Below are 23,742 nucleotides of genomic sequence, written 5' to 3'. Positions count from 1 at the left end.
TTTTAACCTGTGCCGGGCTTGGAAATTGAGTACACCGCGGATCCCCTTGTGGGAGCGGGCTTGCTCGCGATGGCTGGGTGTCAGTCGATGCATTTGTTGGCTGACCCACCGCTTTCGCGAGCAAGCCCGCTCCCACATTTTGATTTCCATACATCCATTAGTAGCCCAATGTTCGGTCCACTTCGCCCACCATCGGCTCACCCCGCTCAAACCGGCGGATGTTTTCCAGCAGCACGCCGAAGGCACTTTGTGGTTGGGTCATTGCGGCAATGTGCGGCGTGAGCACAATCTGCGGATGCGTCCAGAACGGGTGACTCGGCGGGGCCGGTTCCTCCTGCAAGACATCCAACACGGCGCCACTCAGCTGCCCGCTCTGCAGCGCTTCGAGCAAATCCTGTTCAACCAGATGCCCACCTCGGCCCATATTGATCAGCGCTGCGCCCTTGGGCAGTTGCGCAAACAGCTGTCGATCCAGAATGCCTTGGGTCTGCTCGGTCAATGGCAGCACGCACAGCAAAATGTCGCACTGGCCCAGGAAGGCTGGCAGCTGTTCTTCGCCCGCATAACACTTCACCCCCGGCAAATGCCGGGCATTGCGCGCCCACCCCGACAGGGCAAACCCCAACGGCGCCAATGTGGCCAGGATCTGCTGGGCCTGTGTGCCCAACCCCATCACGCCAACCCGACGATTCGCCGCGGGCTGCAGCAGGTGCGCCTGCCAGCACCGCGCCACTTGCTGTTGGCGATAGCGCAGCATGTCTCGGTGCAGGCTGAGCACCGCCCAGCTGGCGTATTCGCACATGCCACGGGTGATGCCGGGGTCGAGCAGGCGCACCACGGGCAAATCGGGCGGCAGGCGTGACAAGTCCAATTGATCCACACCGGCAGACAAGGCAAACAGCACTTTAAGGTTGGGCAGCAACTGCGCCACATCATCCGGCGCGGTCCAGGCCGCGAGGTATTCAACCTCTTCGGGGTTGCCGACGTCGGGCCAGGCCCGCCATTCGATATCGGGCGCGTGTTCGGCAAACAGTGCCTGCCAGGTTAGGCCGCGCACCGGGTCAGCTTTATAGAGCAAGGCCATGGGCATTTCCTGCTGGATTAAGGTCGCGATCATCATCCCTCAAGCCCGGCGCAGGATCTGTTGAAACGCAGGGGCAAAACAGTGGATACGAATTTCTCACGGGCCAAGTTCGGCGTAGTGCGTTGCCCGCACCCCGTAATCTGAACAGCATCGCAACCACTTCCAGGTTGCCGGACTCACGATGGGAAATGCCATGAATAGCAAAGTCGATGAAACCCCTCACTTGCTCCGTCAGCGCGAGCAGTTCGTGCCCCGTGGACTGGTGACCGCGCACCCGCTGGTGATCGACCGCGCCCAGGGCGCCGAGCTATGGGACGTGGATGGCAAGCGTTACCTGGATTTCGTCGGCGGCATCGGCGTGCTCAATATCGGCCACAACCACCCCAAGGTGGTCGCGGCTGTGCAGGCTCAGTTGCAGAAGGTCTCCCACGCGTGTTTCCAAGTGGTGGCTTACCAGCCTTACCTCGACCTGGCCCAGCGCCTGAGTGAGATGGTCGGCGGCAAGGAGGCTTATAAAGCAGCGTTTTTCACCTCTGGCGCCGAGGCGGTGGAAAATGCCGTGAAGATCGCCCGTGCTCACACCAACCGTTCGGCAGTGATCGCCTTTCGCGGCGGTTTTCATGGCCGTACCTTGCTAGGCACTACGCTGACCGGCATGAGCCAACCCTACAAACAGAACTTCGGGCCGTTTGCGCCGGAGGTGTTCCACACGCCATATCCGAACGCCTATCGCGGCGTGACCAGCGAAGTGGCACTTAATGCGCTGGATGAACTGCTGGCGACCCAGGTTGCCCCGGAACGCGTCGCAGCGATCATCATCGAGCCGGTGCAGGGCGATGGCGGTTTCCTCACCGCACCGCCGGAGTTTCTGAAGGCCCTGCGTGCGTTGGCCGACAAGCACGGTATTGTGCTGATCCTCGACGAGATCCAGACCGGCTTTGGTCGCACCGGCACCTGGTTTGGTTTCCAGCATTCCGGTATCCAGCCCGATTTGGTCACCGTGGCCAAAAGCCTGGCCGGTGGCTTGCCGTTGTCTGGCGTGGTGGGCAAGGCGCACATCATGGACGCACCGCTTCCCGGCGGCCTCGGTGGCACCTACGGCGGCAACGCCTTGGCTTGCGCGGCGGCGCTGGCGGTGATCGACGCGTTCGAGCACGAGCAATTGCTGGCCCGCAGCCAAGTGCTGGGTGAACGCCTGCGCCAGGGTCTGCTGGGCTTGCAGGCACGTTACCCGAACATCGGCGACGTGCGCGGCACCGGCTTTATGCTGGCCATCGAACTGATCAAGACCGATTCGGCACGCACCCCGGACGCGGACCTTAACCAGCAGGTGATCGACGCCGCCCGCGCCGGCGGTTTGCTGGTGATCAAATGCGGCGTGCACCGCAACGTGCTGCGCTTTCTCGCGCCGTTGGTGGCCACCGAGGCACAGATCGACGATGCCCTGCAGATTCTCGACGCGGCCTTGGCACGGGTCTTGAACTGACGCAGTGCCCGCTACGGGTGAAACGCAACAAGGAGGCTTGACCCACCATGGGGCTGACAGATTATCGAGCGTTGCTGATTGACTGCGATGAAGTGCTGGTGGACCGCGATTCGGGGGTGTGGGCGGCGTTGCAACCGCTGCTCGACAGCCGTGGCGGGCAGCCGTCCAGGGAGCAGGTGCTGGCTGAATTCAACGCGGTGGTGGCAAGCCTCTACCCGCGCTTTGCTGAGCTAGGCTTTAGTGGTGTGTTGTGTTTTGCCCATCGCCAACTCGCCGAGACGTGGGGGCAGCACGCCAGTTGGGAGGAGGGCATGAGCTTTGCCCGGTCGGCAGGCAACTGGTCGCTGTTCGAGGATGCGCCGGGGGCGATGCTGTATTTGCGCAAGTTCTACCGCCTGTTGGTGCGCGGCGACCGCGATGCGGAAGATCGCGGCGCGTTGTGCGAGCGCTTGGGGATTGCACCGGAAGACTTCATTTCCCTGGCCGAAGACCCACAATGGCTCAACCGACAGGGCGATGACGTTCAACCGATCCTGCATATCACCCGCCCATCGGTGGGCGCACAGGTGGCGCTGGACCGCTGTTTGATCGGCCGCCACCGGGCGCGGCAGCCTTCGCCTTGCGCAGCGGACTACTGCATCAACAGCATGGCGGACCTGGTGGCGCAGCATCAGCTGTCTTTACGGCGCTGATTTTGCTAGAAGATTGTCTTACAAACGGCAGTCAAGAGGTACGCAATGGAAGGGCTCGTCAAGCTGGACCGGATCGACATCAGTATTTTGGTGGAACTGCAAAAGGACGGCCGCATGACCAACGTCAGCCTCGCCGACGCCGTTGGGCTGTCGGCCAGCCCTTGCCTGCAACGGGTCAAGCGGCTGGAGTCGGCGGGGTATATTTCCAGCTACAAGGCGCACTTGAACCTGGCCAAGATCACCGATTCGGTCACGGTGTTTACCGAGATCACCCTCAGCGACCACAAGCGGGAAGACTTTGCCAAGTTTGAGTCCAACATTCGGCTGGTGGATGAGGTGTTGGAGTGTCATTTGATCAGTGGGGGGTATGACTACCTCGTGCGGTTTATGACCCGCAGTATTCAGCACTATCAGGAGGTGGTGGAGAGTTTGCTGGATAAGAATATTGGGATTTCGAAGTACTTCAGTTACATCGTGATCAAGTCGCCGGTGCTTAAGGATGGGGTGCCGTTGCGTAAGTTGTTGCGGCACTGATTTGGATGTGGCTCCCACAGCAAAGCAGATCTGTGCCGTGCCTTGGAATCGACCGGTTTTTTGTGTCGTACTCGGTCAAAACTGTGGGAGCGGGCTTGCTCGCGAAAGCGGTGGATCAGTGAAGAAAGTATCGACTGACACTGCGCATTCGCGAGCAAGCCCGCTCCCACATTTGGATCTCCATACAACGCCAACGGCAATGAGCAGGCAGGTTGTGGCAAGCAGGGTTACTGCTCCAACTCCAACACCTGCTGCTTAGCCTGGCGCTTGCGCTCAAACGGCAGTGTGTCGTCATCCCCATACGGCGCGCTGTACCAGTTGCCATAGGTGGGGTTGGGCAGCACAAACCAGCGTTGGCCCAGCCAGTTCACATAGGGTTCCACCGCCTTGCGCTGGTCGGCGAGGGTGTTGTGTTCGGCCTGCACGAAATCCCCCAGGGAGTCACCGGCCATTAGCAACACACGGGCATGGCCGGCGATCCACTGGCGACGGCAGGTCTTGCCATAGCCTGCGCTTTCGCAGTGGCCAATGGGGGTGCTGGCGGCCAGGATCTGTTCATCGCTCTGAAGGGGGAAACCGCGCAGGCGCAAGTTTCTGGCGGTGGCCGCGACCTGGCTGTGTTCGCGATTGGTCACGTAATAAACCGTGATGCCTTTGTGCGCGGCCGCTTGCAAAAAGGCCACCGCACCGGGTAATGCCTGGGCCTTGGCTTGCTCGACCCAGGTGTTCCAGCGGTCATAGGAATAGATTTGATTGTTGACCACGTCCCGGGCATTGAGCGGCACGTTGTCCAGCACGGTCTCGTCGATATCCACCACCACCGCCGGCGGCAGGCCATTGAGGTTTCGCGGGGCGAAGGGCAGGGCGTCCCAGGTGGGATCGGCCAGGGCCACGTCCAGTTGGCGGGTGGCATTGGCGAATACTTGGCGGTAGATCAACTCGTGCTCGATGGAGGTTTGGGTCCAAAGCACGGCGTCGAGTTGGTCGTTGGCCGGTGGGGTTTGCTGGCAGCCGGCGAGCAGGCACAGGCTGGCGATGATCAGGTTGCGCATCAAGGGGGCAATCTCGGGTCAGTGGGGCAGGGTGATGCCCAGTCTACTGATAAACACTGTGGGACGGTGCGCACAGCGCGGCTTCGGGTTTATGGGTAATTCTCCGCTACCCCCCGCAAATGCTCCATCACCATGTCCCGAAACAACAACGCCTGCGGCGACAACGGCTTGAAGCTGTTATGAATCACCGAAATATTCACCGCCGCCGCACTCTCAAACCGCCGTATCACCAGCGGCAGCAAATTCCCCGAAACGGCCAGCGCATCCACCACCGCAATCTCCCCACTGGCCAAACTGAACAGGCTGGCGATCAACCCCGAACGCACCTGCAAGCCAATATTGAGCTGCGCCAGCACCTCCCCATACACCTTCTCCTCATTGATCCCATACAACTCTTGCAACGGCACCGAAATCAGTCGATGGCCAATCAGGTCAGAAGGGCTTATGGACTCAAGCGTCGCCAGCGGATGGGAAGGCGCCATGATGCACACCAAGGGGCAGCTATAGCGCGCATGCACCGTGATGCTCGGGTGATCGACTTCAAAGGTGGTAATGCCGATATCGACGATCTTCTCCGCCACTACATCGGTCAGTGCGCCGGGCAATGGCAGGATCACTTTTACGCTCAGGTCCGGCCGTTCCTTGACGGTTTGCGCCAGGCTCTGGGGCACCACCGACATGCCTAGGCTTGGGGAAGCCGCAATGTACAGGTTGCCCTTGGACGGGTTGGCCAGTTCGCTGGACAGCTCGCGCACCCGCTCCACGTTGCGCCACAGGCGCTCGACTTCCTCGTACAGCTCCCGCGCTTCGCTGGTGGGCACCAGCCGGCCCTTGACCAGTTCGAACAGTTTGGGCCCGCCACGCTGCTGGGTGTGGCTGAGCATCTTGCTCACGGCGGACTGGGAGATATGCAGCAACTCGGCGGCGCCCGCGATGCTGCCGGTGAGCATGATGGAACGGAAGACTTCCATCTGGCGAAGATTCATAAGTTAGAACACTCGGGTATTGCCTGTTAATAAAACCGAGCACTTATAGCCTGATCTTTTATCTCACTCAATCACTAAACGGGCTTGAACTAGACCGTGTTCTTTTAACCATATAACCGCAGTGCCACATGAGTAAAAGTTAGTGTTGCCCGCTGTTTTTTCCGTAGGTATGACCGCACAGGGCAGGTAGATTGGGCCCCGTGTGACATACCAGGCAAGCAATCAACACGCCACCGAATTGCCCCCTGGCCACTCTTTTATCAACTTTTGAATATGAAAAATGTTCGACAGCCACTGCCCCTGCGCTTGCGTCAGGGCGCGGTGACGGCTGTTGGCTGGGGAATAAGGCATGATCAAGGGCACGTTCAACTTAAGCAGGCTGTCGCTCGCGGTATTGGCGGTAGTGACCGGCATGCAGGCGCAGGCCGCAGAAGACAGTGACAGCGCTCCACAGCTGAGTGCGGTAGTGGTCACCGGCACGCGCTCGGAGAACCGTACGGTGCTGGAGTCGATGCAGCCGATCCAGGTGGTGTCCAGCAAAACCCTGCAAAGCACCGGCAGCAATGAGTTGTCCGAAGCCTTGTCGCGGTTGATCCCGTCCTTGAACTTCCCGCGTCCGGCCAGCTCCGGGTTTACCGGGATCATTCGCCCAGTGCAGATGCGCGGCCTGTCCCCTGACCAGGTGCTGGTGCTGGTCAACGGCAAGCGCCGCCACACCAGCGCGTTTCTCAACACCAACGTGACCCAGGGCCGTGGTTCGGCGCCGGTGGACCTGGGGGCCATCCCGCTGTCGGCCATCGACCATATCGAAGTGCTCGGCGACGGCGCCTCGGCCCGTTATGGCTCGGATGCGATTGCCGGGGTGATCAACGTCATCCTCAAAAAAGACGACGAAGGCGGCCAGGTCACCACCAGCTATGGCCAGTATGCCAAGGGCGACGGCATCCAGCGCCATGTGGACGCCGACACCGGCTTCAAGCTGGGCGAGCGCGGCAGTGCGCACCTGAGTTTCGACGGCAACAACAACGACTTCACCAACCGCGCCGGCCCCGATAACCGCAACCCTGGCGCGCCCGGTTATGGCAGCACCACCTACCGCCTGGGCGACCCGGACATCACCAACGGCAAGGTCATGCTCAACGCCGAATACGCCCTGGGCGACGACCTCACCGCCTACGGTTTTGCCGGCTATAACAAATCCACAGGCGACACCTGGGATGCGTTCCGCAATGGCCGTGCCTCCACCTATGACCGCACGGCCCACCCCGAAGGTTACTTGCCGCGTCTGCATGCCGAGACCGAGGACCGCTCCTTGGTGCTGGGCTTGCGGGGGCTTTTGGCCGATTGGAAATGGGACGCCAGCGTCGACTATGGCCGCAATGAAATTGACCTGAGCAGCCGCGATACCCTCAACCGCTACCTGTACCGCGACACCGGCAACGCCCAGCAGAATTTCGACGACGGCAGCCTCACCAGTAGCCTCGCCGTGTACCAGTTGGACTTCAGCAACGAGCTGAATGTACCGGTGCTGAGCAACCCGCTGTCGGTGGCGTTCGGTCTGGAGTACCAGCACCAGACCTATCAAGAAAGCAGCGGCGAAGCCAATTCCTACTACGGCACTGGCGCCGAAGGCTTCTCCGGCCTCAAGCCCGGCGACAGCGGCAGTTACCGCCGCGATGTGGTGGCCCAGTACCTCGACCTGGAAACCAACCTCACCGACAAATGGCGCGCGTCGGTGGCCGTGCGGCACGACGACTACAACGACTTTGGCGGCGCCACCACCGGCTCGTTCTCCAGCCGCTACGATTTCAACCCAGTGATCGCCGTACGCGGCAGTGTGTCCACCGGCTACCGTGCACCGTCGCTGGCACAGCAGCATTATTCGGCGACCACCAGCGCCCTCAACACCTCGATCAACGCCTATCAGGATCAGCTGACCGCCTCGGTGGATTCGCCGATTGCACGCTTGCTCGGTGCCGAAGACCTGAAGGCCGAGAAGTCGCGCAACATCAGCCTGGGCCTGGTGCTGCAACCCACTGACGATTTCAGCGCGACCCTGGACGTGTACCAGATCAGCATCAACGACCGGGTCACCCTGTCGAGCAACCTCAACGTGCAGACCGCCGCCGGCCAGGCGTATCTGGGGGCCAACGGTATTCCCACCGACCTGTACCAGTCGGTGCGTTACTTCACCAACGCGGTGGACACACAAACCCGTGGCGTCGACATCACCGGCCAGCACCGCTACCGCTTCGACAACGGTGCGCGTCTCAACAGCACCGTGGGCTACAGCTACAGCAAGACCCGCGTCACCGACGTCAAGGACAACCCCACCGCGCTGGCGCAAAGTGGCCTGAACCTGGACCGCATCGACCGTCGCGACCGCTATGGCGTGCTCACCGACAGCACACCGCGCAGCAAGCTGTCGTTCTCCACCGACTACAGCAAAGACAACTGGGGCCTGCACGCCAACCTGGTGCGCTACGGCAGCTTCCTGGCGGTGAGCAACACCGGTGAAGCCTACGACCAGCGCTTCGACGCCAAGTGGGTGCTGGACCTGTCCACCAGCTATCGCTACACCGACTGGCTGTTCACCGTGGGCGGCGACAACGTCACCGATGCCTACCCAGACAAACGCAACAGCCTGAACAACCCCGGCCATCAGAACGTCAATTACATCTCCTACTCACCGTTCGGCATGAACGGCGCGTTCTACTACCTCAAGGCGACGTATTCGTGGTGACAAGGCTGGTCAAGGCCTGGGTGGCCGCCGGCTTGCTGGCGGTTTCGCTGGGCGCTGTCGCCGAGGATGGGCCGGTGTTGCAACGCATCGCTGAGCGCGGTGTGGTCAACGCCTGCACCAACGTGGAGAACCGGCCCTTCGCCTACCTCACGCCCTCGGGGCAGGCGGTGGGCTTCAATGCCGACCTGCTGGAAAACCTGCGCCAGACCCTCAGTCAGCGTTTGGGCCGCGAGATCAGCGCGCAGACCATCCCCACCAGCGGCGCCAACCGTGTGCCGTTTGTGCAGCAGGGCAAGTGCGATGTGATCATCACCGGCTTCAGCGTGACCGAGGAACGCCAGCGCCTGGTGGACTTCATCTTCCCCGGCTTCTACGCCTCGGGCGCAGTGTTGCTGACCCGTGATGATCAGGTGGTGCAAAGCTGGGAGAGCCTGCGCGGGCAAACCCTGTGCAGCAGCCAGGGCTCGACCTACAACCAGAGCGTGGCCGAGCGTTACGGGGTGAACATCCTCGCCTTCGCCGGGCTGACCGAAAGCGCCCAGGCCCTGCGCGACCGGCGCTGCATCGGCCAGGTGATGGACGAGGCGGTGGCGCACCTGCGCTTGCAGGACAGTCAGCAATGGCAGGGCTATCGCATCCAGTTGCCGGTGATTCTCGAAGCGCCCTGGAGCATGGCCGTGGCCAAGGGCGACCCGCATTGGCGTGGCCTGCTGGAGCAAGTGGCATTGCAGTGGCGCCAGAGCGGTTTCCTGTATGAACTGGAAAGCCGCTATGGCTTGCCCCACAAACATCCGCTGAACCCAAGCGAAGCCGCCAGCGCCGCACAAGACAAACAGAGCCTGCCGTACTTTTTGCAGCGCCTCACCGAGGGCTTCGCACGCCTCAACACCACCACCGGCTGGAATTTCCCGGTGTTTTATGACGGCTGGACCGCGCGTCAGTTTGCCTCGGGCATCGTCACCACCCTGCAACTGTCGGCCATTGGCATTCTCGGTTCGTGCCTGATCGGCCTGCTGGGGGCCTTGGCCATGGGCGCGTCTAAGCCCTTGCGCTGGCTGGTGCGTGGCTATGTGGAAGTGCTGCGCAACACACCGAGCCTGGCCCAGCTGTACTTCATCTACTTTGGCGTCGGCGCCTTGTTGCGCGGCGGTCTGGAAGGCGGGGCGGCGCCGTGGTACGCCAACCCGTTCGGCCTGGCAGCGCTGTGCATCACCCTGCATTACGGTGCGTTTGCCGTGGAAATCGTGCGTGCCGGGCTGCTTGCGGTGCCCGCCAGTACCCGCGATGCGGCGCTGGCCCTGGGTTACGGGCGGGCGGCGCGGCTGTGGCATATCCAGTTGCCCTTGGCGCTGCGTGCCTGCTTGCCCGCGCTGGGCAACAACATGGTGCAGTTGATCAAGGGCAGTTCCATTGCCTACGCGGTGGCGGTGCCCGAAGTGCTGTACAGCGCCCAGGAAATCTGGAGTGAACGCTACAACGTGGTGGAAATGATGCTGCTGGTACTGGTGACGTATTTCGCCGCCATGGCCGTGTTGGCCTGGGCGCTGCACCGCCTGGAACGGCGCCTGCACATTCCCGGAGGTGGCCCATGAACGAGGTGCTTTCAGCCTTGCTGCCGTGGCTGCCGATGATGCTCAAGGGCTTTGCGCTGAACCTGTGGATCGGTGCGCTGGCGATGCTGCTGGCCTGTATCGCCGGGGTGTGCCTGGGCGCGTTGCAACGGGCCAAGTCGCGTTGGCTGCGGGTGGGCGCCAGGCTGGTGACCCAGTTGCTGCGCAACTCGCCATGGCTGGTGGTGATGTTTTTCGTGATGCACCTGCTGCCTTACGAATGGCACGTCGCCGGTGTGGTGATCAGCCTCCCGGCGTGGCTCAAGGCGGTATTGGCCCTGTCCCTGCCGGCGACGGGCAACGCCTCGGAGATTGTGCGCGGCGCCTTGCAGTCGATCCCGCGTACCCAATGGGAAGCCGCCACGGCATTGGGCTACAGCCCGGTGGGCCAACTGCGCCATGTAATCCTGCCCCAGGCCCTGCGCCTGATGGTGCCCCCTGCGCTGGGCCTGTATTGCGTGGTGACCATGTCCAGCGCGCTGGCCAGCCTGCTGGGGGTGGGCGAGTTGCTCAGCGCCAGTCGCGAGATCCTTGCCGCCACTGCGCGCACCGACTTGCTGCTGCCGGTCTACGGCCTGGTGCTGGCGCTGTTCTTTGCCTACATCTTTCCGCTTTCACTGCTGGCCCGTTCCCTGGAACGGCGCCTGGCCTACAGGTAACCCATGACACGTATCCTGGAAAACCCCTTTATCGCCCTGCATGGGGTGCACAAGGCCTATGGCGACACCCCGGTGCTCAAGGGCATCGACCTGGCCGTGGGGCGTGGCGAAGTGGTGTGCATCATCGGCCCGTCGGGGTCGGGCAAGTCCACGGTGCTGCGTTGCATCAACGCCTTGGCCGAGATCGACGGCGGTGAGATCCGCCTCGACGGCGCGTTGATCGGCAGTGCGCAGTTGCCGTTGCAGCAACTGCGCCAGCGAGTTGGCATTGTGTTCCAGAGCTACAACCTGTTCCCCCATCGCACGGTGTTGCAGAACGTCAGCATGGCGCCGATCCAGGTGCTGGGGCGCGCGCGCAAAACCGTCGAGGACGAGGCTCGCGCACTGCTGCAACAGGTGCGCCTGGACGGCAAGGAGCAGGCGTATCCGGGAGAGTTGTCCGGCGGCCAGCAACAGCGCGTGGCGATTGCCCGTGGCCTGTGCATGCAGCCCCAGGTGATGCTGTTCGATGAGGTCACCGCCGCCCTCGACCCGGAAACCGTCAAGGAAGTGCTGGGGGTGATTCGTTCGATTGCGGCCGAGGGCATGACCTGCGTGCTGGTCACCCACGAGATGCGCTTTGCCCGCGAAGTGGCCGACTATGTGTACTTCATCGACCAGGGCGAGGTGGTTGAACACGCCACGGCCCAGGCGTTTTTCGACAGCCCACGGGATGCGCGCACCCGTGACTTTCTCGACAAAGTGCTATGAACCGCTTTTATGACGTGGCCGTGGTGGGCGGCGGCGCTGCGGGCATTGCCGCTGCGCTGGCGGCGGCCGAGTGTGGGCGCAGCGTGGTGTTGATCGAGGACTACGGGTTTTTCGGCGGCACGGCGACCATCTCCGGCGTGCAGTCCTATTGCGGCTTTCTCACCAGCGGCCCGACTCCGGAACGGGTAGTGGCGGGCATGGGCCAGCGTGTCCTGGACGCCTTGCAGGCGTTCGGGCATCCGGTGGAGCCGGTGCTGCAAAGCTCGGGCAACTGGATCATCCTGCTGGACCCGGAACGCCTGAAAGTCGTACTCGATCGCCTGGTGCTGAGCGCCGGTATCACGCCGCTGCTGCATTGCCGGGTCATCGCCACCGAGGGCGAAAACGGCCATATCGACGCGCTGTTGTGCAGCCACCCCGAAGGCACTTTGCGCCTCGAAGTGGGCAGTGTGGTGGACGCCACCGGCAACGCCAATGTGGCGGCGATGATCGCCCCCCACAGCATTCGCCCGCGTTTGCAGGCGGCCACGCTGACGGTGCGCATCGGTAACGTTGCACCGGGCCATGCGCCGGATCGCGAGGCGTTGCACGCGGCCGTCATCGACTACCAGCGCCGCACCCAACGCCACCTGGCCCGCAGCAATGGCGGCTACTTTGTGCCGTTGCCGTGGTCGGGCAGCTACTGGGCGATGATGATCGATGTGGACCTGGTGAACACCGACGCCCATTACCTGACCCGCGCCGAGATCGAAGCGCGGGGCATTGCCCATGATTACCTGGAGTCGCTGCGGCGCACGGTGCCCGGCTTTGAACGGGCGATCCTGGAAACCAGCGGCCCGCAACTGGGCATCCGCTCCACCCGTTGCGTTACCTCCCAACAGGATGTGCTGGCCGACGACGCCCTGAGTGCGCGCCAACGCGCCAACGGCATCGCCCGTTCCGGCTGGCCTTGCGAATTGCATCCCGGCAACGGCGTCACCGAATACCGCGCCATCCCCCATCACGGCTGGTTCCATGTGCCGTTCGGCGCGCTGATCCCCGAGGGCAGCGACAACCTGTGGCTGGCCGGCAGTTCCATCGGCGCCGACGACATTGCGTTCGGCTCGGTGCGGGTGATGGGCACCAGTTTTGCCACCGGGCATGCGGCGGGCGTGTCGGCGGCGTTGTCCAGTCGCTTGGCTCAGCGCAGCGGTTTCGATGCGGTGAAACGGGTCTTACTTGAACAAGGAGCATTGCTATGACGGCACCCAGGCGTGTGCTGGTAACCGGCGCGGGCAGCGGCATTGGCCAGGCGGTCGCGCAGGTATTTGTGGAGCAGGGCGCTGAAGTGATCGGCTGGGATGTGCTGGCCGATCCTGCGGCGGGTTTTCCCATCACCGTGGTGGACGTGCGCGATGCTGACGCTCTCAAGCGTGCCGCCCAAGACATCGACCGGCTGGATGTGCTGGTGACCTGCGCCGGTATCGCCCGGCGCGCGTCGGCGATCGACATGCGCGCCGAAGACTGGCAAGCAGTGCTGCAAACCAACCTCAGCGGGGCATTCTACAGCTGCCAGGCGGCGTTTCCGGCACTGGCTGCTTCCGGCGCGGGGCTGATCGTGAATATCGCTTCGTTCATCGCCCACCGTTCCGGCCCCGGTCGCGCCAGTTACGCCGCCGCCAAAGCCGGTGTGGTGGCGATGACCGAAGTGCTGGCGCTGGATTTCGCCGCCGCCGGGGTGCGGGCGATTTCCGTCAGCCCCGGCTACACCCGCACCCGCATGGTCGGCGCGGCCATCGAGGCCGGGCGGCTGGATGAACAACATCTTCTGGCAAGCATTCCCCTGGGGCGGCTTGCCGAACCACGGGAAATGGCACAAGCCATCGTGGCCCTCACGGGGCCGGCCTTTCACTACGCCAACGGCACGGACTTCGTGATCGACGGCGGCATCATGGCCCAAGGGGTTCAATAACCGTGGCAACGACGATAGACCGGCAGTGGGTTGCACGACATCTGCTCTTGCTTGACGCTCCCATCCCCGACGCAGTGGCCAGCGCCCTCGGGCGTTTGCTCGCCGATACCGTGGCGATTGCGGCCTACGCGCGCCGCCATAAAGTGGGCGGCACGCAAATGGACAGCACGTTGGCGCAGTCCATCAGCCCAGGCTGTTCGGTGTGGGGTTCAAGCCTGCGCACCGATCCGGCCCGCGCTGCACTGCTCAACGGCACCGCCGCCGAGGCCTTGGACTTTCAGGAAGTACTGATCAACCCGCGCAACAACGGGCACGCCGCCGTGGTGATCGTCCCGGCCATCCTGGCGTTGGCCGAGCACCATGGGGTGGTCGGCGAGCGTTTGCTGCGGGCGCTGTGGATCGCGTTTGCGGCGAATATCTCCCTGGCCGAAGCCTTGGGGCGTGGGCATCGCAGTGCGCAGGCCGGGTTTCGTACCACCTCGCTGATTGCCCCGGTGGCAGCGGCGTTGGGCTGTTCGGCGTTGCTCGATGATGACCTCGACCGCGTGTGCCACGGCACCGCGATTGCGGCCAGTTCGTTGAGTGCCGGGTTACTGTCGGCGTTGTCTCCCAAGGTGGGCAGCTACAGCCAGGACAAGGATTTGGCGGTGGGCTTTTCGGCCCAGCACGCGGTGCAGTCGGTGTTGCTGGCCCAGGCTGGTGCCACTGGGCCCGCTGGTTTCTTGACTGGCGAACATGGCTGGCTGGCCAGCTTTGGTTTTGATACCGCGCAGGCGGACTTTCTGTCGGCCAACCCGCTGGTCAAGAACCTCGACAGCTTCGCCATCAAGCCTTACCCGGCGTGTTTCGGCTGCCAGACCGCGATACGCCTTGCGTTGGAACTGCGTCAGCAAGTGCCTGCGGGCCAGGTGGTAAGCATTGTGGTGCGGGTCAATGGCGGCAGTGCGCGGTCGTTGTCCACGCGGGTGATCGAGAATGACCTGGCGGCGCGTTTCAGCCTGCCTTATGTGGTGGCCAGCGCCTTCGTGCGCGGGCGGGCGGCGCTGGAAGACTTTGAGGGCGAGGCGCTGCGGGATGAGTCGGTGTTGGTGTTCATGGCTCGGGTGCATATCGAAGCGAGTGCCGAGATGGACCAGCAACAGGCACGCAGCGGCGGGTTTCCGGCTGCGCTCAGGGTGCATGCATTGACTGGTGAAGTGGCAGAGCTAGCGTACGACGGCCCTTACGCCGCGTTGGACCGGGGCGGGCGCGATGGTTTGTTGCAGACCAAGTTGCAGGCGTTGTGCGAGGCGCCGTTGCTGGCGCGTTTGCAGGCGGTGGTGGATGCGCCGTGGCAGGCCGAACGTCTGTTCGGGATGGGCGTGTGAGGTGGCTCGCGCTGTTGCTGAGCCTGGCCATCAGTGGCGCGCAAGCTGACGACCGGGCGCTGCACGAGCGTTTGTTGGTGCTCGATAGCCATATGGACACACCTCGGCAATTGTCCCGCCCGGGCTGGAGTATTGTGCAGCGCCATGGGCCCGAGGATTTGTCCCAGGTCGACCTGCCGCGCATGCGCGAAGGCGGCCTGGACGGCGGTTTCTGGGCGGTGTACACGCCCCAGGGCAGCTACGACGAGGCCGGGATGGCGCGGGCCAGCGACCAGGGCCTGGCGATTCTGGCGCACATCCACGACATGCTGGCGCGTCACCCGGATGACTTCGCCCTGGCGCTGACCCCCGAAGACGCACCGCGCATCGCCGCCGAAGGCAAGCGCGTGGTGTATATCAGCATGGAAAACGCCGAGCCCTTGGCGTCTGATCCGGGGCTGTTGACCACCTACCAACGCCAGGGCTTGCGCATGCTCGGCCTGGTGCACAGCGCCAATAATCATGTCGCCGATTCCGCCACTGCCATCCCCCAATGGCACGGCCTGAGCCCGGTGGGCCATGAGCTGGTGCAGCGCGCCAATTGCCTGGGTGTGCTGCTGGATGCGTCCCATGCTTCCGACCAGGTGTTTGACCAATTGCTCGCCGAGTCCCGTGCGCCGATCATCGTTTCCCACTCCAGCAGCCGGGCGATCAACCCGCACCCGCGCAACCTGGATGACGCGCGCATGCGCCGTCTGGCCGCGAGCGGCGGGGTAATTCAGGTCAACACCTATGGCGGCTACCTGATCCCGCAGCCGCCCAACCCGCAACGGGAAAAAGCCCTCAAGCCGCTGTTCGAGCGCCTGCGCCTGATGCCTGCTTTGCAACCGGCGGCGTTTGCCGAGTTGTCGGCGCAAATTCGTGAAGTACAGCAGCGTTACCCCATCCCCCAGGCGACCTTTGCCGACTTTATGCGCCATCTGTTGCACGCGCTGGAGCAGGTCGGGCCGTTGCATGTGGGCATTGGCGCCGACTGGGACGGCGGCGGCGGGGTGCAAGGGCTGGAAGACGTGAGCCAGTTGCCGAAGATCACCGAGGCGCTGGTGCAGGCGGGCTACAGCGAGGCGGATATCGGTCAAATCTGGAGCGGTAACCTGTTGCGGGTGCTGGGCGAGGCCCAAGCACGCGGGCGGCAGTTGCAGGCCGAGGGGCAGTGCGACACGCGGTGAATATTGCGAAATGTTTCGCCGAATGCGAAACTGACGTAATTGTGAATACTTATCATCTGCCCCCGCCCTCATTGCCCACCCCGCGCATCCTCATCATTGAGGATGACGTGGAGCTGTGCGCGCACTTGAGCAAGCACTTGAGCGGGCGTGGTTTCAGCCTTGGCAGTAGCCATCGCGGCGACGAGGGCCTGGATATGGCCCTTAATTCGCCGGTGGAACTGATCCTGCTGGACATCATGCTGCCCAATGAAAGCGGGCTGACGATCCTTTCGCGCCTGCGCCATGAGCGGGGGACTCCGGTGATCCTGATGTCGGCCCTGGGCGCCGAGCAGGACCGCATCACCGGCTTCAGCCAGGGCGCCGACGATTACCTGCCCAAACCCTTCAGCCTGGCCGAACTGGACGTGCGCATCGATGCCTTGCTGCGGCGGGTGGCGATTGATTGCGGCGCCCAGGCACCGAGGCTGATGGCCCGGCATTCGTCGCTGGAGTTCGACACCTATGGGCGGGACGTGCGCTTGAACGGCATTGCCGCCGGGCTCACCACCTCGGAATTTCGCCTGTTGTGCACGCTCCACGAGCATGCCGGCGAAGCGCTGACCAAGCCGTTCCTTTACCAGCAGGTGCTGCATCGGCCCTACACCCGTTTGGACCGTGGCCTGGATGTGCATGTGTGCAACCTGCGCCGCAAGCTGGCGGCCATCGATGTGCAGGGCATGCGCATCGACGCGGTGCGCCATCAAGGCTATGTGCTGATGTGCGAAGGCCGTTGATGCACCGTCGCCACCCCCTGCTGTGGAAAATGGCGGTGCTGCAAGTGTGCTTCTGCCTGCTGCTGGTGTGGCTGGTGTGGAGTTGGGGCTTGCAGGTGGAGCGCAATACTTACTTTCTGGAAGAGCCGGACCGCATTGCCCTGGCCGCTTATGCCGCCGAGGCCGAACAGGTCGCGGCCCGTGGTGACGCGCAAGCGGTGGAGCGCTGGCGTTTGGCGCTGGAGCAGCGCGAACACACCTGGGTCGCGGTGCTGGACGACTACCTGCGCAGCCTGGGCACCACGGCGCTGAATGCCGAGCAAGTCAGCCACCTCACGTTTATGCGCAAGCTCAGTTGGCCGATGAGCAAGCGCCTGGATGACGAGTTGCCGTATGTGAGCATCGCCTTTCCCCAGCACCCGGAACGCGGCCGGCTGGTGATGCAATTGCCCGAACGCCTGCTGCCACCGGGGCTCACACCCTGGACCCATGTGTTTAGCCACGGTGTGGTGCCGGTGTTATTGGCGCTGGGCTTGGGCTTGCTGCTGTATCGGCACTTGGTGCAGCCCTTGAATGAATTGCGCGAGCGTGCCAACGCACTGAGTTCCGGCGATTTGGCGCCCCTGGCCAGCAGCACCGTGACGCGTCGCAAGGATGAACTGGGCGAACTGGCCCGCGCCTATGAACACATGGCCGAGCGCCTGCGCCAGAACCTGCATCAACAGCGGCAGTTGCTGCGCACCTTGTCCCATGAAATCCGCACACCCCTGGCGCGCCTGACCATCGCCAGCGAAAGCGGCCTGCCCCGCGAGCAGTTGCAGCAACGCCTGTCGCGAGAAGTGGAGGAGATGCGCCGGCTGGTGGACGACTCCCTCAACCTGGCCTGGCTCGACACCGAACAACCGCGCCTGCAAGCCGAGGACGTGGTGGTGGCTTCGGTCTGGGAAGCGCTGGCACAAGACGCCCACTTCGAAACCGGCTGGCCGCTGGAGCGCCTGGTGTGCGAACTGGACAGCCGCTGCCAGTTGCATGTGCACCTCAACAGTTTTGCCCAGGCCCTGGAAAATATCCTGCGCAATGCCATCCGCCATTCCCCTGAACAGGGGGTGATCCGTTTGAGCGGCTGGCGCGAAGGCGATTGCTGGTGGCTGGTGGTCGAAGACCAGGGGCCTGGGGTTGCCAAGGGCGATCTTGAGCGCATCTTCGAAGCCTACCTGCGCCTGGACGGCACCGTGGGCACCGGGTTTGGCCTGGGCTTGAGCATCGCCCGTCGCGGCGTCGAACTGCAGGGTGGAGAGCTGTGGGCCACCCAGGGCAGCCAGGGTTTACGCATGAACCTGCGCCTGCCGGCGGCAAATGTTTAGAAAGTTAAGTTTCTTTACTCGCAATTGCATCTGATTATCATCTGCGATCTTTGATGGCCCGCCGCTATCGGTCGGGTAGACGTTTGGAGATCGCCCCATGTTCCGCTTGTCCCTGCTTGCCGTGAGTATTTGCAGCCTGCTGCCTATCAGCAGCTATGCCGCCGAGGCCGAAACGCCGGCGCAGATGGAGCTGCCCACCCAGACCGTATTGGGCACGGCTGAAGAAGAGATCAAGCAGATGCCCGGCGTGTCGATCATCACCGCCGAAGACATCAAGAAGCGCCCACCGGCCAACGACCTGTCGGAGATCATCCGCACCATGCCGGGGGTGAACCTCACCGGCAACTCCAGCAGCGGCCAGCGCGGCAACAATCGCCAGATCGACATCCGCGGCATGGGCCCGGAAAACACCTTGATCCTGGTAGACGGCAAGCCGGTCAGCAGCCGCAACTCGGTGCGCTACGGCTGGCGTGGCGAGCGTGACAGCCGTGGCGACACCAACTGGGTGCCGGCCGACCAAGTAGAACGCATCGAAGTCATCCGTGGCCCAGCCGCCGCCCGTTACGGCAATGGCGCGGCAGGTGGCGTGGTGAACATCATCACCAAACAACCGGGCACCGAAACCCACGGCTCGGCGACGATCTACCACAACTTCGCCCAGCACAAAGACGAAGGTGAGACCGAGCGCATGAACTTCGGCCTCAACGGCCCGATCACCGACACCCTCAGCTACCGCGTGTACGGCAACATCGCCAAGACCAACGCTGATGACGCCGACATCAACAGCGGCCACGAATCCACCCGCTACGGCACCCAGATCGGCACGCTGCCGGCGGGGCGCGAAGGTGTGCGCAACAAGGACGTCAACGGCCTGCTCAGCTGGAAAATGACCCCGGAGCAAACCCTCGACATCGAGGCCGGTTTCAGCCGCCAGGGCAACATCTATACCGGTGATACACAGAACACCAACACTAACGCCACCGTTAAGAACATGCTGGGTCATGAGACCAACACCCTCTACCGCGAGAACTACGCGCTGACCCACCGTGGCGAATGGGATTTTGGCAACACCCTGACCTACGTCCAATACGCCAAGACCCGCAACAGTCGCATCGACGAGGGCCTGGCCGGTGGCCTTGAGGGCTTGTTCTCCAGCACCACCGTGAGCACCAGCACCCTGCGTGACCTCACCGCCCACAGCGAAGTGAACCTGCCGTTCCATGCGGGTGTCGACCAGGTGGTGACCCTGGGCACCGAGTGGGTTGAATCGTCCCTGGACGACCCAAGCTCCAACACCCAGACCACCACCACCGGCGGTGCCGTCAGCGGCATCTCCAGCAGCAACCGCGCCAGTTCGTCATCGACGCGAATCTTCTCGGTGTTCGCCGAAGACAACATCGACCTGCTGCCCGGCACCCGCCTTACGCCGGTGCTGCGCCTGGACCACCACAGCGTGGTCGGCGACAACTGGAGCCCGGGGCTGAACCTGTCGCAGGTGCTCACCGACACCCTTACCCTCAAAGCCGGTATCGCCCGCTCGTACAAGGCGCCGAACCTCTACCAGATCAACCCCAACTACCTGCTCTACAGCAACGGCCAGGGTTGCTACGGCGCGACCACGGCCTGCTACCTGCAAGGCAATGCCGACCTTGAGGCTGAAACCAGTGTCAACAAGGAACTGGGCATCGAATACCGCGACAACGGTGTGGTGGCGGGCTTGACCTACTTCCGTAATGACTACAAGAACAAGATCGAGTCGGGCCTGACGCCGGTGGGCAAGGCCACCGGTGGCAACAGCTCCAACATCTTCCAGTGGGAAAACGTGCCCAAGGCGCTGGTCGAAGGCCTGGAAGGCAACCTGAGTCTGCCGTTTGGCGAAGACGTGACCTGGTCCAACAACTTCACCTACATGCTGCAATCGAAAAACAAACAGACCGGCGATGTGCTCTCGGTGACGCCGAAGTTCACCCTCAACTCCATGCTCGACTGGCAAGTGACCCAGGACCTGTCCCTGCAAGCGAACGTGGCCTGGTACGGCAAGCAGACCCCGAAAAAATACGACTACCACGGCGCCCGCGTGACCGGTTCGGCCAACAACCAACTGTCGCCCTATGCCATCACCGGAGTGAGCGGCACCTACGCCATCACCAAAAACCTGAGCCTCACCGCAGGCGTGGATAACGTCTTCGACAAACGCCTGTGGCGCGAAGGCAACGCCCAGGGCGTGAACAACATCGACGGCGCGGGTGCGGCGACCTACAACCAGTCTGGGCGCACGCTGTTCACCAGCCTGACGGCGTCGTTCTGATGCGCCGGGCGATTGTCCTCGCGCTGCTGTTTACCCAATGTGCGCTGGCCAAACCGGCACCGGATCAGTTGATGGACGCCCCGGTATTACGTGAAGTCAGCGACTACAGCTTCAGCACCCTGGAACTGGACTCCGCCGACGGTGCCCGCCACTACCGCATCTGGCTGGGCCGCCCGCTCAAGGTCAGCGCCGCCAACCCGGTGGCCTACCTGCTCGACGGCAACGCGGCCATGGCGGCGCTCGACACGCAACTGCTCAACCGCCTGTCCCACAGCCCCACGCCGCCGGTGCTGGTGGCGGTGGGGTACGCCACGCCGCTGCGCATCGAACGCACTGCGCGCACCTTCGACTACACGCCGCAGGTAGGCGAGGGGGTGCAACGCGACCCACTCACCGACGTGGCCAGTGGCGGGGCGGACCAGTTCCTGGATTTGCTCACCCAGCAGATCCGCCCACTGATCAACCAGCGCCTGGAAGAAAAACCCCAGCGCCAGTTGCTGTGGGGCCACTCCTACGGTGGGCTGTTGGTGCTGTATACGCTGATGACCCGGCCGGACGCATTCGACGAATACGCCGCCGCCAGTCCGTCGCTGTGGTGGAACGGTGGAGTGATCCATGCCGATGGCTTGGCACAACGCCTCAAGGGCAAACGTCCGACCTTGCTGATGATGCGCGGGGATGAGGAACCGGCGAGCCCGTCGATGCAGCGTGGGCCGAAAGGGGATGGGGCGGCGAAGAAACTGTTGGGGGATTTGCAGAAGGTGGATGGGCTCAAGGTGCACTATCAGGCATTCCCAGGCCTGAGCCACGGCCCGATGCTACCGGCATCGCTGCGCTATACCCTAGAGCACCTCAGCCAGCCATAACACAGCTCAAACTGTGGGAGCGGGCTTGCTCGCGAATGCGGTAGATCAGCCAATGAATCTGTTGACTGACACACCGCATTCGCGAGCAAGCCCGCTCCCACATTGACCGTGTATTTATAAGCGACTTCTGACACCAACTGGGTGTTGCATCGCTACAAAGGGAATCGCGCCGAAGTGGCGCCAGGAAGATGCTGCGCAATGAAGAAAAACCAAACAACTGACCGTTCGGCTAGGTACGCGAAGAAACAGAAATGTCCGACAAGGATTTGCGGTTGCCCCTAGGAACTTCGATCTCTAGTCTCCGTACACCGCTGCAAACTCAGTGGTCGGGCGTCGCGGCCCGGATCCCTATGGACGCCAAGCCTCATCGTCTGCTTTCAGTTGGCGCTTTTTTATCGTCTACTGTGCGGCGCTATGGCGGCTGTGCGCGGGATACCTTCGGGTATGCCGGGTTTCCTGGGGACCGGTCCGCGAACCTGCGTACAGCTGCCACCCACTTCGCGTCGCGGCGATCAGTGGCAGCTCCACTTTCCCTAGGAGCTTCACAATGATTAAACCCACCCCCAATCCCCCCATCCGTCTATTCACCGTGGTCGACGGTATCAGCACCGAAGACCTGTTGGTCAACCTCACTGAAACACTCGCCTCGGCCAATGCGCTGAGCTGCGACCTGGCCTTTAATCTGGAAGGTGCAAAGCGCGAGGAGTTGTTGGGTATTGCGCAGTTAATTGAGTTGGCGCAGTTGCTTGCAGATCGTATGCAGGACGGCGGCGAGCAGACGAGCACTGCAAGCCGTTAATTACACGATTTAAATGTGGGAGGGGGCTTGCTCCCGATAGCGGTGGGTCAGCGACAGATGCGCTGGCTGACACGCCGCTATCGGGAGCAAGCCCCCTCCCACATTTGATCTCCACAGGATTTGAGTGATGTGTTCGCCTGAGGCACACCACTGTTCCGTTTTTACAGAATGCTGATTGGATAACTGATGATCACCCGATGCTCATCACTGTCCCGCTGAGTCGTCACTTCGGTACGCAACGACGCATGGCGCAACGCGATGCTCAAATTCTTCAGCGGCCCTTGCTGGATCACATAGCTCACGGTCAAGTTACGTTCCCACTCGCTTTTATCCCCCGTTGGGGTGCGGATGTTCGAGCCGCTTTCGTACATGCCCATAAAGCTCAGGCCGGGTACGCCGACGGTGGCGAAGTCGTAGCCGTAGCGCACTTGCCAGGTGGTTTCACCGGCGCGCTGGAATTTGCCGATCATCGACTCGGTCATGAAGTACGCTGTGGAACCATCACCCTGGTTCAACCACACCGCATCGCTGTCGCCGCTCACCTGTTGCAGGCCGGCGGCAATGGTGTGGCCGTCCACCAGGTAGGTGAACAACGCACTGCTCAGGCGGCTGTCGACTTTGCCTTTGGTCACGCCGTCGCCGTAGTAGCCGAGGGTGTAGTAGGCCGGGTCGTTGCTGTTGGCGCCGTCGGAGCGGTTGTCGAAGTGGCGCAGGTCGGTGCGCAGGGTGCCGGGGCCGACCTTCCAGTCGTATTTGAGGCCCAAAAAGTTCTGTTTGTAGAAGTCCTGCAAGTTGCCGTAGTAGTACTGCAAGGTCAGGTCTTTGGTGGGTTTGTAGTCCACGCCGCCGTAGTAGAACTTGTTGACGAAAGTGCCGGTGCGCGCGTTGTTGGCGCCGGGGATCGACATGCCCATCTGGTCGCTCGACCCGCGGCCCTTCACATGCTCCAACTGGCCGAGGGTGAAGGTGAAGTTGTCCAGGTCCTTGGACTGCACCTGGCCGCCATTGAAGGTCTGTTGCAGCATGCGGTCGGTGGACATCACCACCGGCAGCATCGGCACCAGGGTGCCGTATTTGAGTTCGGTCTTGGCAAAGCGCGCCTTGGCGGTCAGGCCCAGGCTGCCGAATTCATCGACGGCGCGGCCATCGCTGTCGGTGGGGAAGATATTGCCATTGAACGCGGTGCTTTCCGGGTTGTAGTGGCGGCCTTTGCCCGAGTCCAGGCGCACGCCGAACATGCCGATGGCGTCCACACCGAAGCCCACGGTGCCTTGGGTGAAACCCGACTCGAAGTTGGCGATGAAACCCTGGCCCCATTCCTGGGTGTAGTTGGGGTCGGCCGCGCCGCTGCGGTTGTCGGCGTTACTGAAAAAGTTGCGGGCCAGCACGTTGAGCTTGCTGTCTTCCACAAAACCTGCGGCGTAGCCCTGCTGGGCGATCATCAGGCCGCAAAGGCCGGCGAGTACTTTTGGTGCGCGATTGAAAAGCTCCATCGGTGTCATCCCCATGTGTGTTTGGTTTTTTTAGGGCA

20 protein-coding genes are annotated in these 23,742 nt (G+C 62.7%); 16 read left to right on the top strand and 4 right to left on the bottom strand.

The features are described from left to right. Positions 1-157: 157 nt before the first annotated feature. Positions 158-1,084 carry a 2-hydroxyacid dehydrogenase gene (locus tag DYL59_RS21055; RefSeq protein WP_135290900.1) on the bottom strand — a complete coding sequence of 309 codons (927 nt, stop codon included), beginning with the start codon at positions 1,082-1,084 and terminating at the stop codon, positions 158-160. A gap of 193 nt (positions 1,085-1,277) precedes the next feature. Between DYL59_RS21055 and gabT the strand changes: the two genes are divergently transcribed. From gabT to DYL59_RS21040, 3 genes are read left to right on the top strand one after another with little or no spacing between them, the layout of a single operon-like run. Then, the gene (gene gabT / locus DYL59_RS21050; RefSeq protein ID WP_135290897.1) at positions 1,278-2,570 is read left to right on the top strand and encodes a 4-aminobutyrate--2-oxoglutarate transaminase; all 1,293 of its coding nucleotides are present in this window, start codon (positions 1,278-1,280) and stop codon (positions 2,568-2,570) included. A gap of 47 nt (positions 2,571-2,617) precedes the next feature. Continuing rightward, on the top strand, positions 2,618-3,262 hold the full coding sequence (locus DYL59_RS21045; RefSeq protein WP_135290896.1) for an HAD family hydrolase: 645 nt from the start codon (positions 2,618-2,620) through the stop codon (positions 3,260-3,262). 45 nt (positions 3,263-3,307) lie between these two features. Then, the gene (locus DYL59_RS21040) at positions 3,308-3,796 is read left to right on the top strand and encodes an Lrp/AsnC family transcriptional regulator (RefSeq protein ID WP_003174918.1); all 489 of its coding nucleotides are present in this window, start codon (positions 3,308-3,310) and stop codon (positions 3,794-3,796) included. Positions 3,797-4,023: 227 nt separating this feature from the next. Here the strand turns inward: DYL59_RS21040 and DYL59_RS21035 are convergent, their stop codons facing one another. Together DYL59_RS21035 and DYL59_RS21030 are read right to left on the bottom strand one after the other, a co-directional pair. Further along, positions 4,024-4,848 carry a 5'-nucleotidase, lipoprotein e(P4) family gene (locus DYL59_RS21035; protein ID WP_135290895.1) on the bottom strand — a complete coding sequence of 275 codons (825 nt, stop codon included), beginning with the start codon at positions 4,846-4,848 and terminating at the stop codon, positions 4,024-4,026. An 89-nt stretch (positions 4,849-4,937) separates the two neighbouring features. Beyond that, complete coding sequence (locus DYL59_RS21030) at positions 4,938-5,834, bottom strand: LysR family transcriptional regulator (RefSeq protein WP_135290894.1); 897 nt, start codon at positions 5,832-5,834, stop codon at positions 4,938-4,940. Between the two features lie 349 nt (positions 5,835-6,183). Between DYL59_RS21030 and DYL59_RS21025 the strand changes: the two genes are divergently transcribed. The 13 genes from DYL59_RS21025 (at position 6,184) to DYL59_RS20960 (ending at position 22,211) form a co-directional block, all read left to right on the top strand. After that, a complete protein-coding gene (locus tag DYL59_RS21025) occupies positions 6,184-8,577 on the top strand; it encodes a TonB-dependent receptor plug domain-containing protein (RefSeq protein WP_135290893.1) in 2,394 nt (797 codons plus the stop codon). Then, complete coding sequence (locus DYL59_RS31535) at positions 8,571-10,169, top strand: ABC transporter substrate-binding protein/permease (protein WP_202877206.1); 1,599 nt, start codon at positions 8,571-8,573, stop codon at positions 10,167-10,169. The genes DYL59_RS21025 and DYL59_RS31535 overlap by 7 nt, the downstream gene beginning before the upstream one ends. Next, positions 10,166-10,846: an amino acid ABC transporter permease gene (locus tag DYL59_RS21015; protein ID WP_135290892.1), complete on the top strand. Its 681-nt coding sequence runs from the start codon at positions 10,166-10,168 to the stop codon at positions 10,844-10,846. The genes DYL59_RS31535 and DYL59_RS21015 overlap by 4 nt, the downstream gene beginning before the upstream one ends. A 3-nt stretch (positions 10,847-10,849) precedes the next feature. Then, positions 10,850-11,596 carry an amino acid ABC transporter ATP-binding protein gene (locus tag DYL59_RS21010; protein ID WP_135290891.1) on the top strand — a complete coding sequence of 249 codons (747 nt, stop codon included), beginning with the start codon at positions 10,850-10,852 and terminating at the stop codon, positions 11,594-11,596. Then, complete coding sequence (locus tag DYL59_RS21005; protein WP_135290890.1) at positions 11,593-12,837, top strand: FAD-dependent oxidoreductase; 1,245 nt, start codon at positions 11,593-11,595, stop codon at positions 12,835-12,837. Before DYL59_RS21010 ends, DYL59_RS21005 begins: the two co-directional genes overlap by 4 nt. After that, positions 12,834-13,547: an SDR family NAD(P)-dependent oxidoreductase gene (locus DYL59_RS21000; protein ID WP_135290889.1), complete on the top strand. Its 714-nt coding sequence runs from the start codon at positions 12,834-12,836 to the stop codon at positions 13,545-13,547. Before DYL59_RS21005 ends, DYL59_RS21000 begins: the two co-directional genes overlap by 4 nt. 47 nt (positions 13,548-13,594) lie before the next feature. Then, positions 13,595-14,914: an MmgE/PrpD family protein gene (locus DYL59_RS20995; protein ID WP_167496700.1), complete on the top strand. Its 1,320-nt coding sequence runs from the start codon at positions 13,595-13,597 to the stop codon at positions 14,912-14,914. Next, entirely contained in the window at positions 14,911-16,122 is a 1,212-nt protein-coding gene (locus tag DYL59_RS20990) for a dipeptidase (RefSeq protein ID WP_135290887.1), read from the top strand. The genes DYL59_RS20995 and DYL59_RS20990 overlap by 4 nt, the downstream gene beginning before the upstream one ends. Positions 16,123-16,163: 41 nt before the next feature. Further along, positions 16,164-16,895: a response regulator transcription factor gene (locus DYL59_RS20985; protein WP_238340745.1), complete on the top strand. Its 732-nt coding sequence runs from the start codon at positions 16,164-16,166 to the stop codon at positions 16,893-16,895. Continuing rightward, positions 16,895-18,238, top strand: coding sequence for a HAMP domain-containing sensor histidine kinase (locus DYL59_RS20980; protein ID WP_135290885.1), 1,344 nt, complete (start codon positions 16,895-16,897; stop codon positions 18,236-18,238). The genes DYL59_RS20985 and DYL59_RS20980 overlap by 1 nt, the downstream gene beginning before the upstream one ends. 97 nt (positions 18,239-18,335) lie before the next feature. Continuing rightward, entirely contained in the window at positions 18,336-20,546 is a 2,211-nt protein-coding gene (locus DYL59_RS20975; protein ID WP_135290884.1) for a TonB-dependent siderophore receptor, read from the top strand. Beyond that, entirely contained in the window at positions 20,546-21,412 is an 867-nt protein-coding gene (locus DYL59_RS20970; protein WP_135290883.1) for an alpha/beta hydrolase, read from the top strand. The genes DYL59_RS20975 and DYL59_RS20970 overlap by 1 nt, the downstream gene beginning before the upstream one ends. Positions 21,413-21,959: 547 nt before the next feature. Continuing rightward, positions 21,960-22,211 (top strand): DUF6124 family protein, encoded by a 252-nt coding sequence (locus DYL59_RS20960; RefSeq protein WP_135290881.1) that lies wholly within the window; start codon positions 21,960-21,962, stop codon positions 22,209-22,211. A gap of 161 nt (positions 22,212-22,372) precedes the next feature. On the opposite strand, the gene DYL59_RS20955 is transcribed toward DYL59_RS20960, so the two are convergent. Then, positions 22,373-23,704: an OprD family porin gene (locus DYL59_RS20955; protein ID WP_135290880.1), complete on the bottom strand. Its 1,332-nt coding sequence runs from the start codon at positions 23,702-23,704 to the stop codon at positions 22,373-22,375. Positions 23,705-23,742 lie beyond the last annotated feature (38 nt).

It is taken from the genome of Pseudomonas kairouanensis (genome assembly GCF_004682055.1).
GTDB lineage: Bacteria > Pseudomonadota > Gammaproteobacteria > Pseudomonadales > Pseudomonadaceae > Aquipseudomonas > Aquipseudomonas kairouanensis.
The sequence above is the reverse complement of the archived record's forward strand: the minus strand, read 5'-3'. Positions and strand labels throughout refer to the sequence as shown.

Coding starts and splice junctions, on each gene's coding strand:
- DYL59_RS21025 (WP_135290893.1), top strand. CDS start 6,184: ATGATCAAGGGCACGTTCAACTTAAGCAGGCTGTCGCTCGCGGTATTG.
- DYL59_RS20970 (WP_135290883.1), top strand. CDS start 20,546: ATGCGCCGGGCGATTGTCCTCGCGCTGCTGTTTACCCAATGTGCGCTG.
- DYL59_RS21055 (WP_135290900.1), bottom strand. CDS start 1,084: ATGGCCTTGCTCTATAAAGCTGACCCGGTGCGCGGCCTAACCTGGCAG.
- DYL59_RS20980 (WP_135290885.1), top strand. CDS start 16,895: ATGCACCGTCGCCACCCCCTGCTGTGGAAAATGGCGGTGCTGCAAGTG.
- DYL59_RS21030 (WP_135290894.1), bottom strand. CDS start 5,834: ATGAATCTTCGCCAGATGGAAGTCTTCCGTTCCATCATGCTCACCGGC.
- DYL59_RS21000 (WP_135290889.1), top strand. CDS start 12,834: ATGACGGCACCCAGGCGTGTGCTGGTAACCGGCGCGGGCAGCGGCATT.
- DYL59_RS20975 (WP_135290884.1), top strand. CDS start 18,336: ATGTTCCGCTTGTCCCTGCTTGCCGTGAGTATTTGCAGCCTGCTGCCT.
- DYL59_RS21015 (WP_135290892.1), top strand. CDS start 10,166: ATGAACGAGGTGCTTTCAGCCTTGCTGCCGTGGCTGCCGATGATGCTC.
- DYL59_RS21035 (WP_135290895.1), bottom strand. CDS start 4,848: ATGCGCAACCTGATCATCGCCAGCCTGTGCCTGCTCGCCGGCTGCCAG.
- DYL59_RS21005 (WP_135290890.1), top strand. CDS start 11,593: ATGAACCGCTTTTATGACGTGGCCGTGGTGGGCGGCGGCGCTGCGGGC.
- DYL59_RS20960 (WP_135290881.1), top strand. CDS start 21,960: ATGATTAAACCCACCCCCAATCCCCCCATCCGTCTATTCACCGTGGTC.
- DYL59_RS21040 (WP_003174918.1), top strand. CDS start 3,308: ATGGAAGGGCTCGTCAAGCTGGACCGGATCGACATCAGTATTTTGGTG.
- DYL59_RS21045 (WP_135290896.1), top strand. CDS start 2,618: ATGGGGCTGACAGATTATCGAGCGTTGCTGATTGACTGCGATGAAGTG.
- gabT (WP_135290897.1), top strand. CDS start 1,278: ATGAATAGCAAAGTCGATGAAACCCCTCACTTGCTCCGTCAGCGCGAG.
- DYL59_RS21010 (WP_135290891.1), top strand. CDS start 10,850: ATGACACGTATCCTGGAAAACCCCTTTATCGCCCTGCATGGGGTGCAC.
- DYL59_RS20955 (WP_135290880.1), bottom strand. CDS start 23,704: ATGGAGCTTTTCAATCGCGCACCAAAAGTACTCGCCGGCCTTTGCGGC.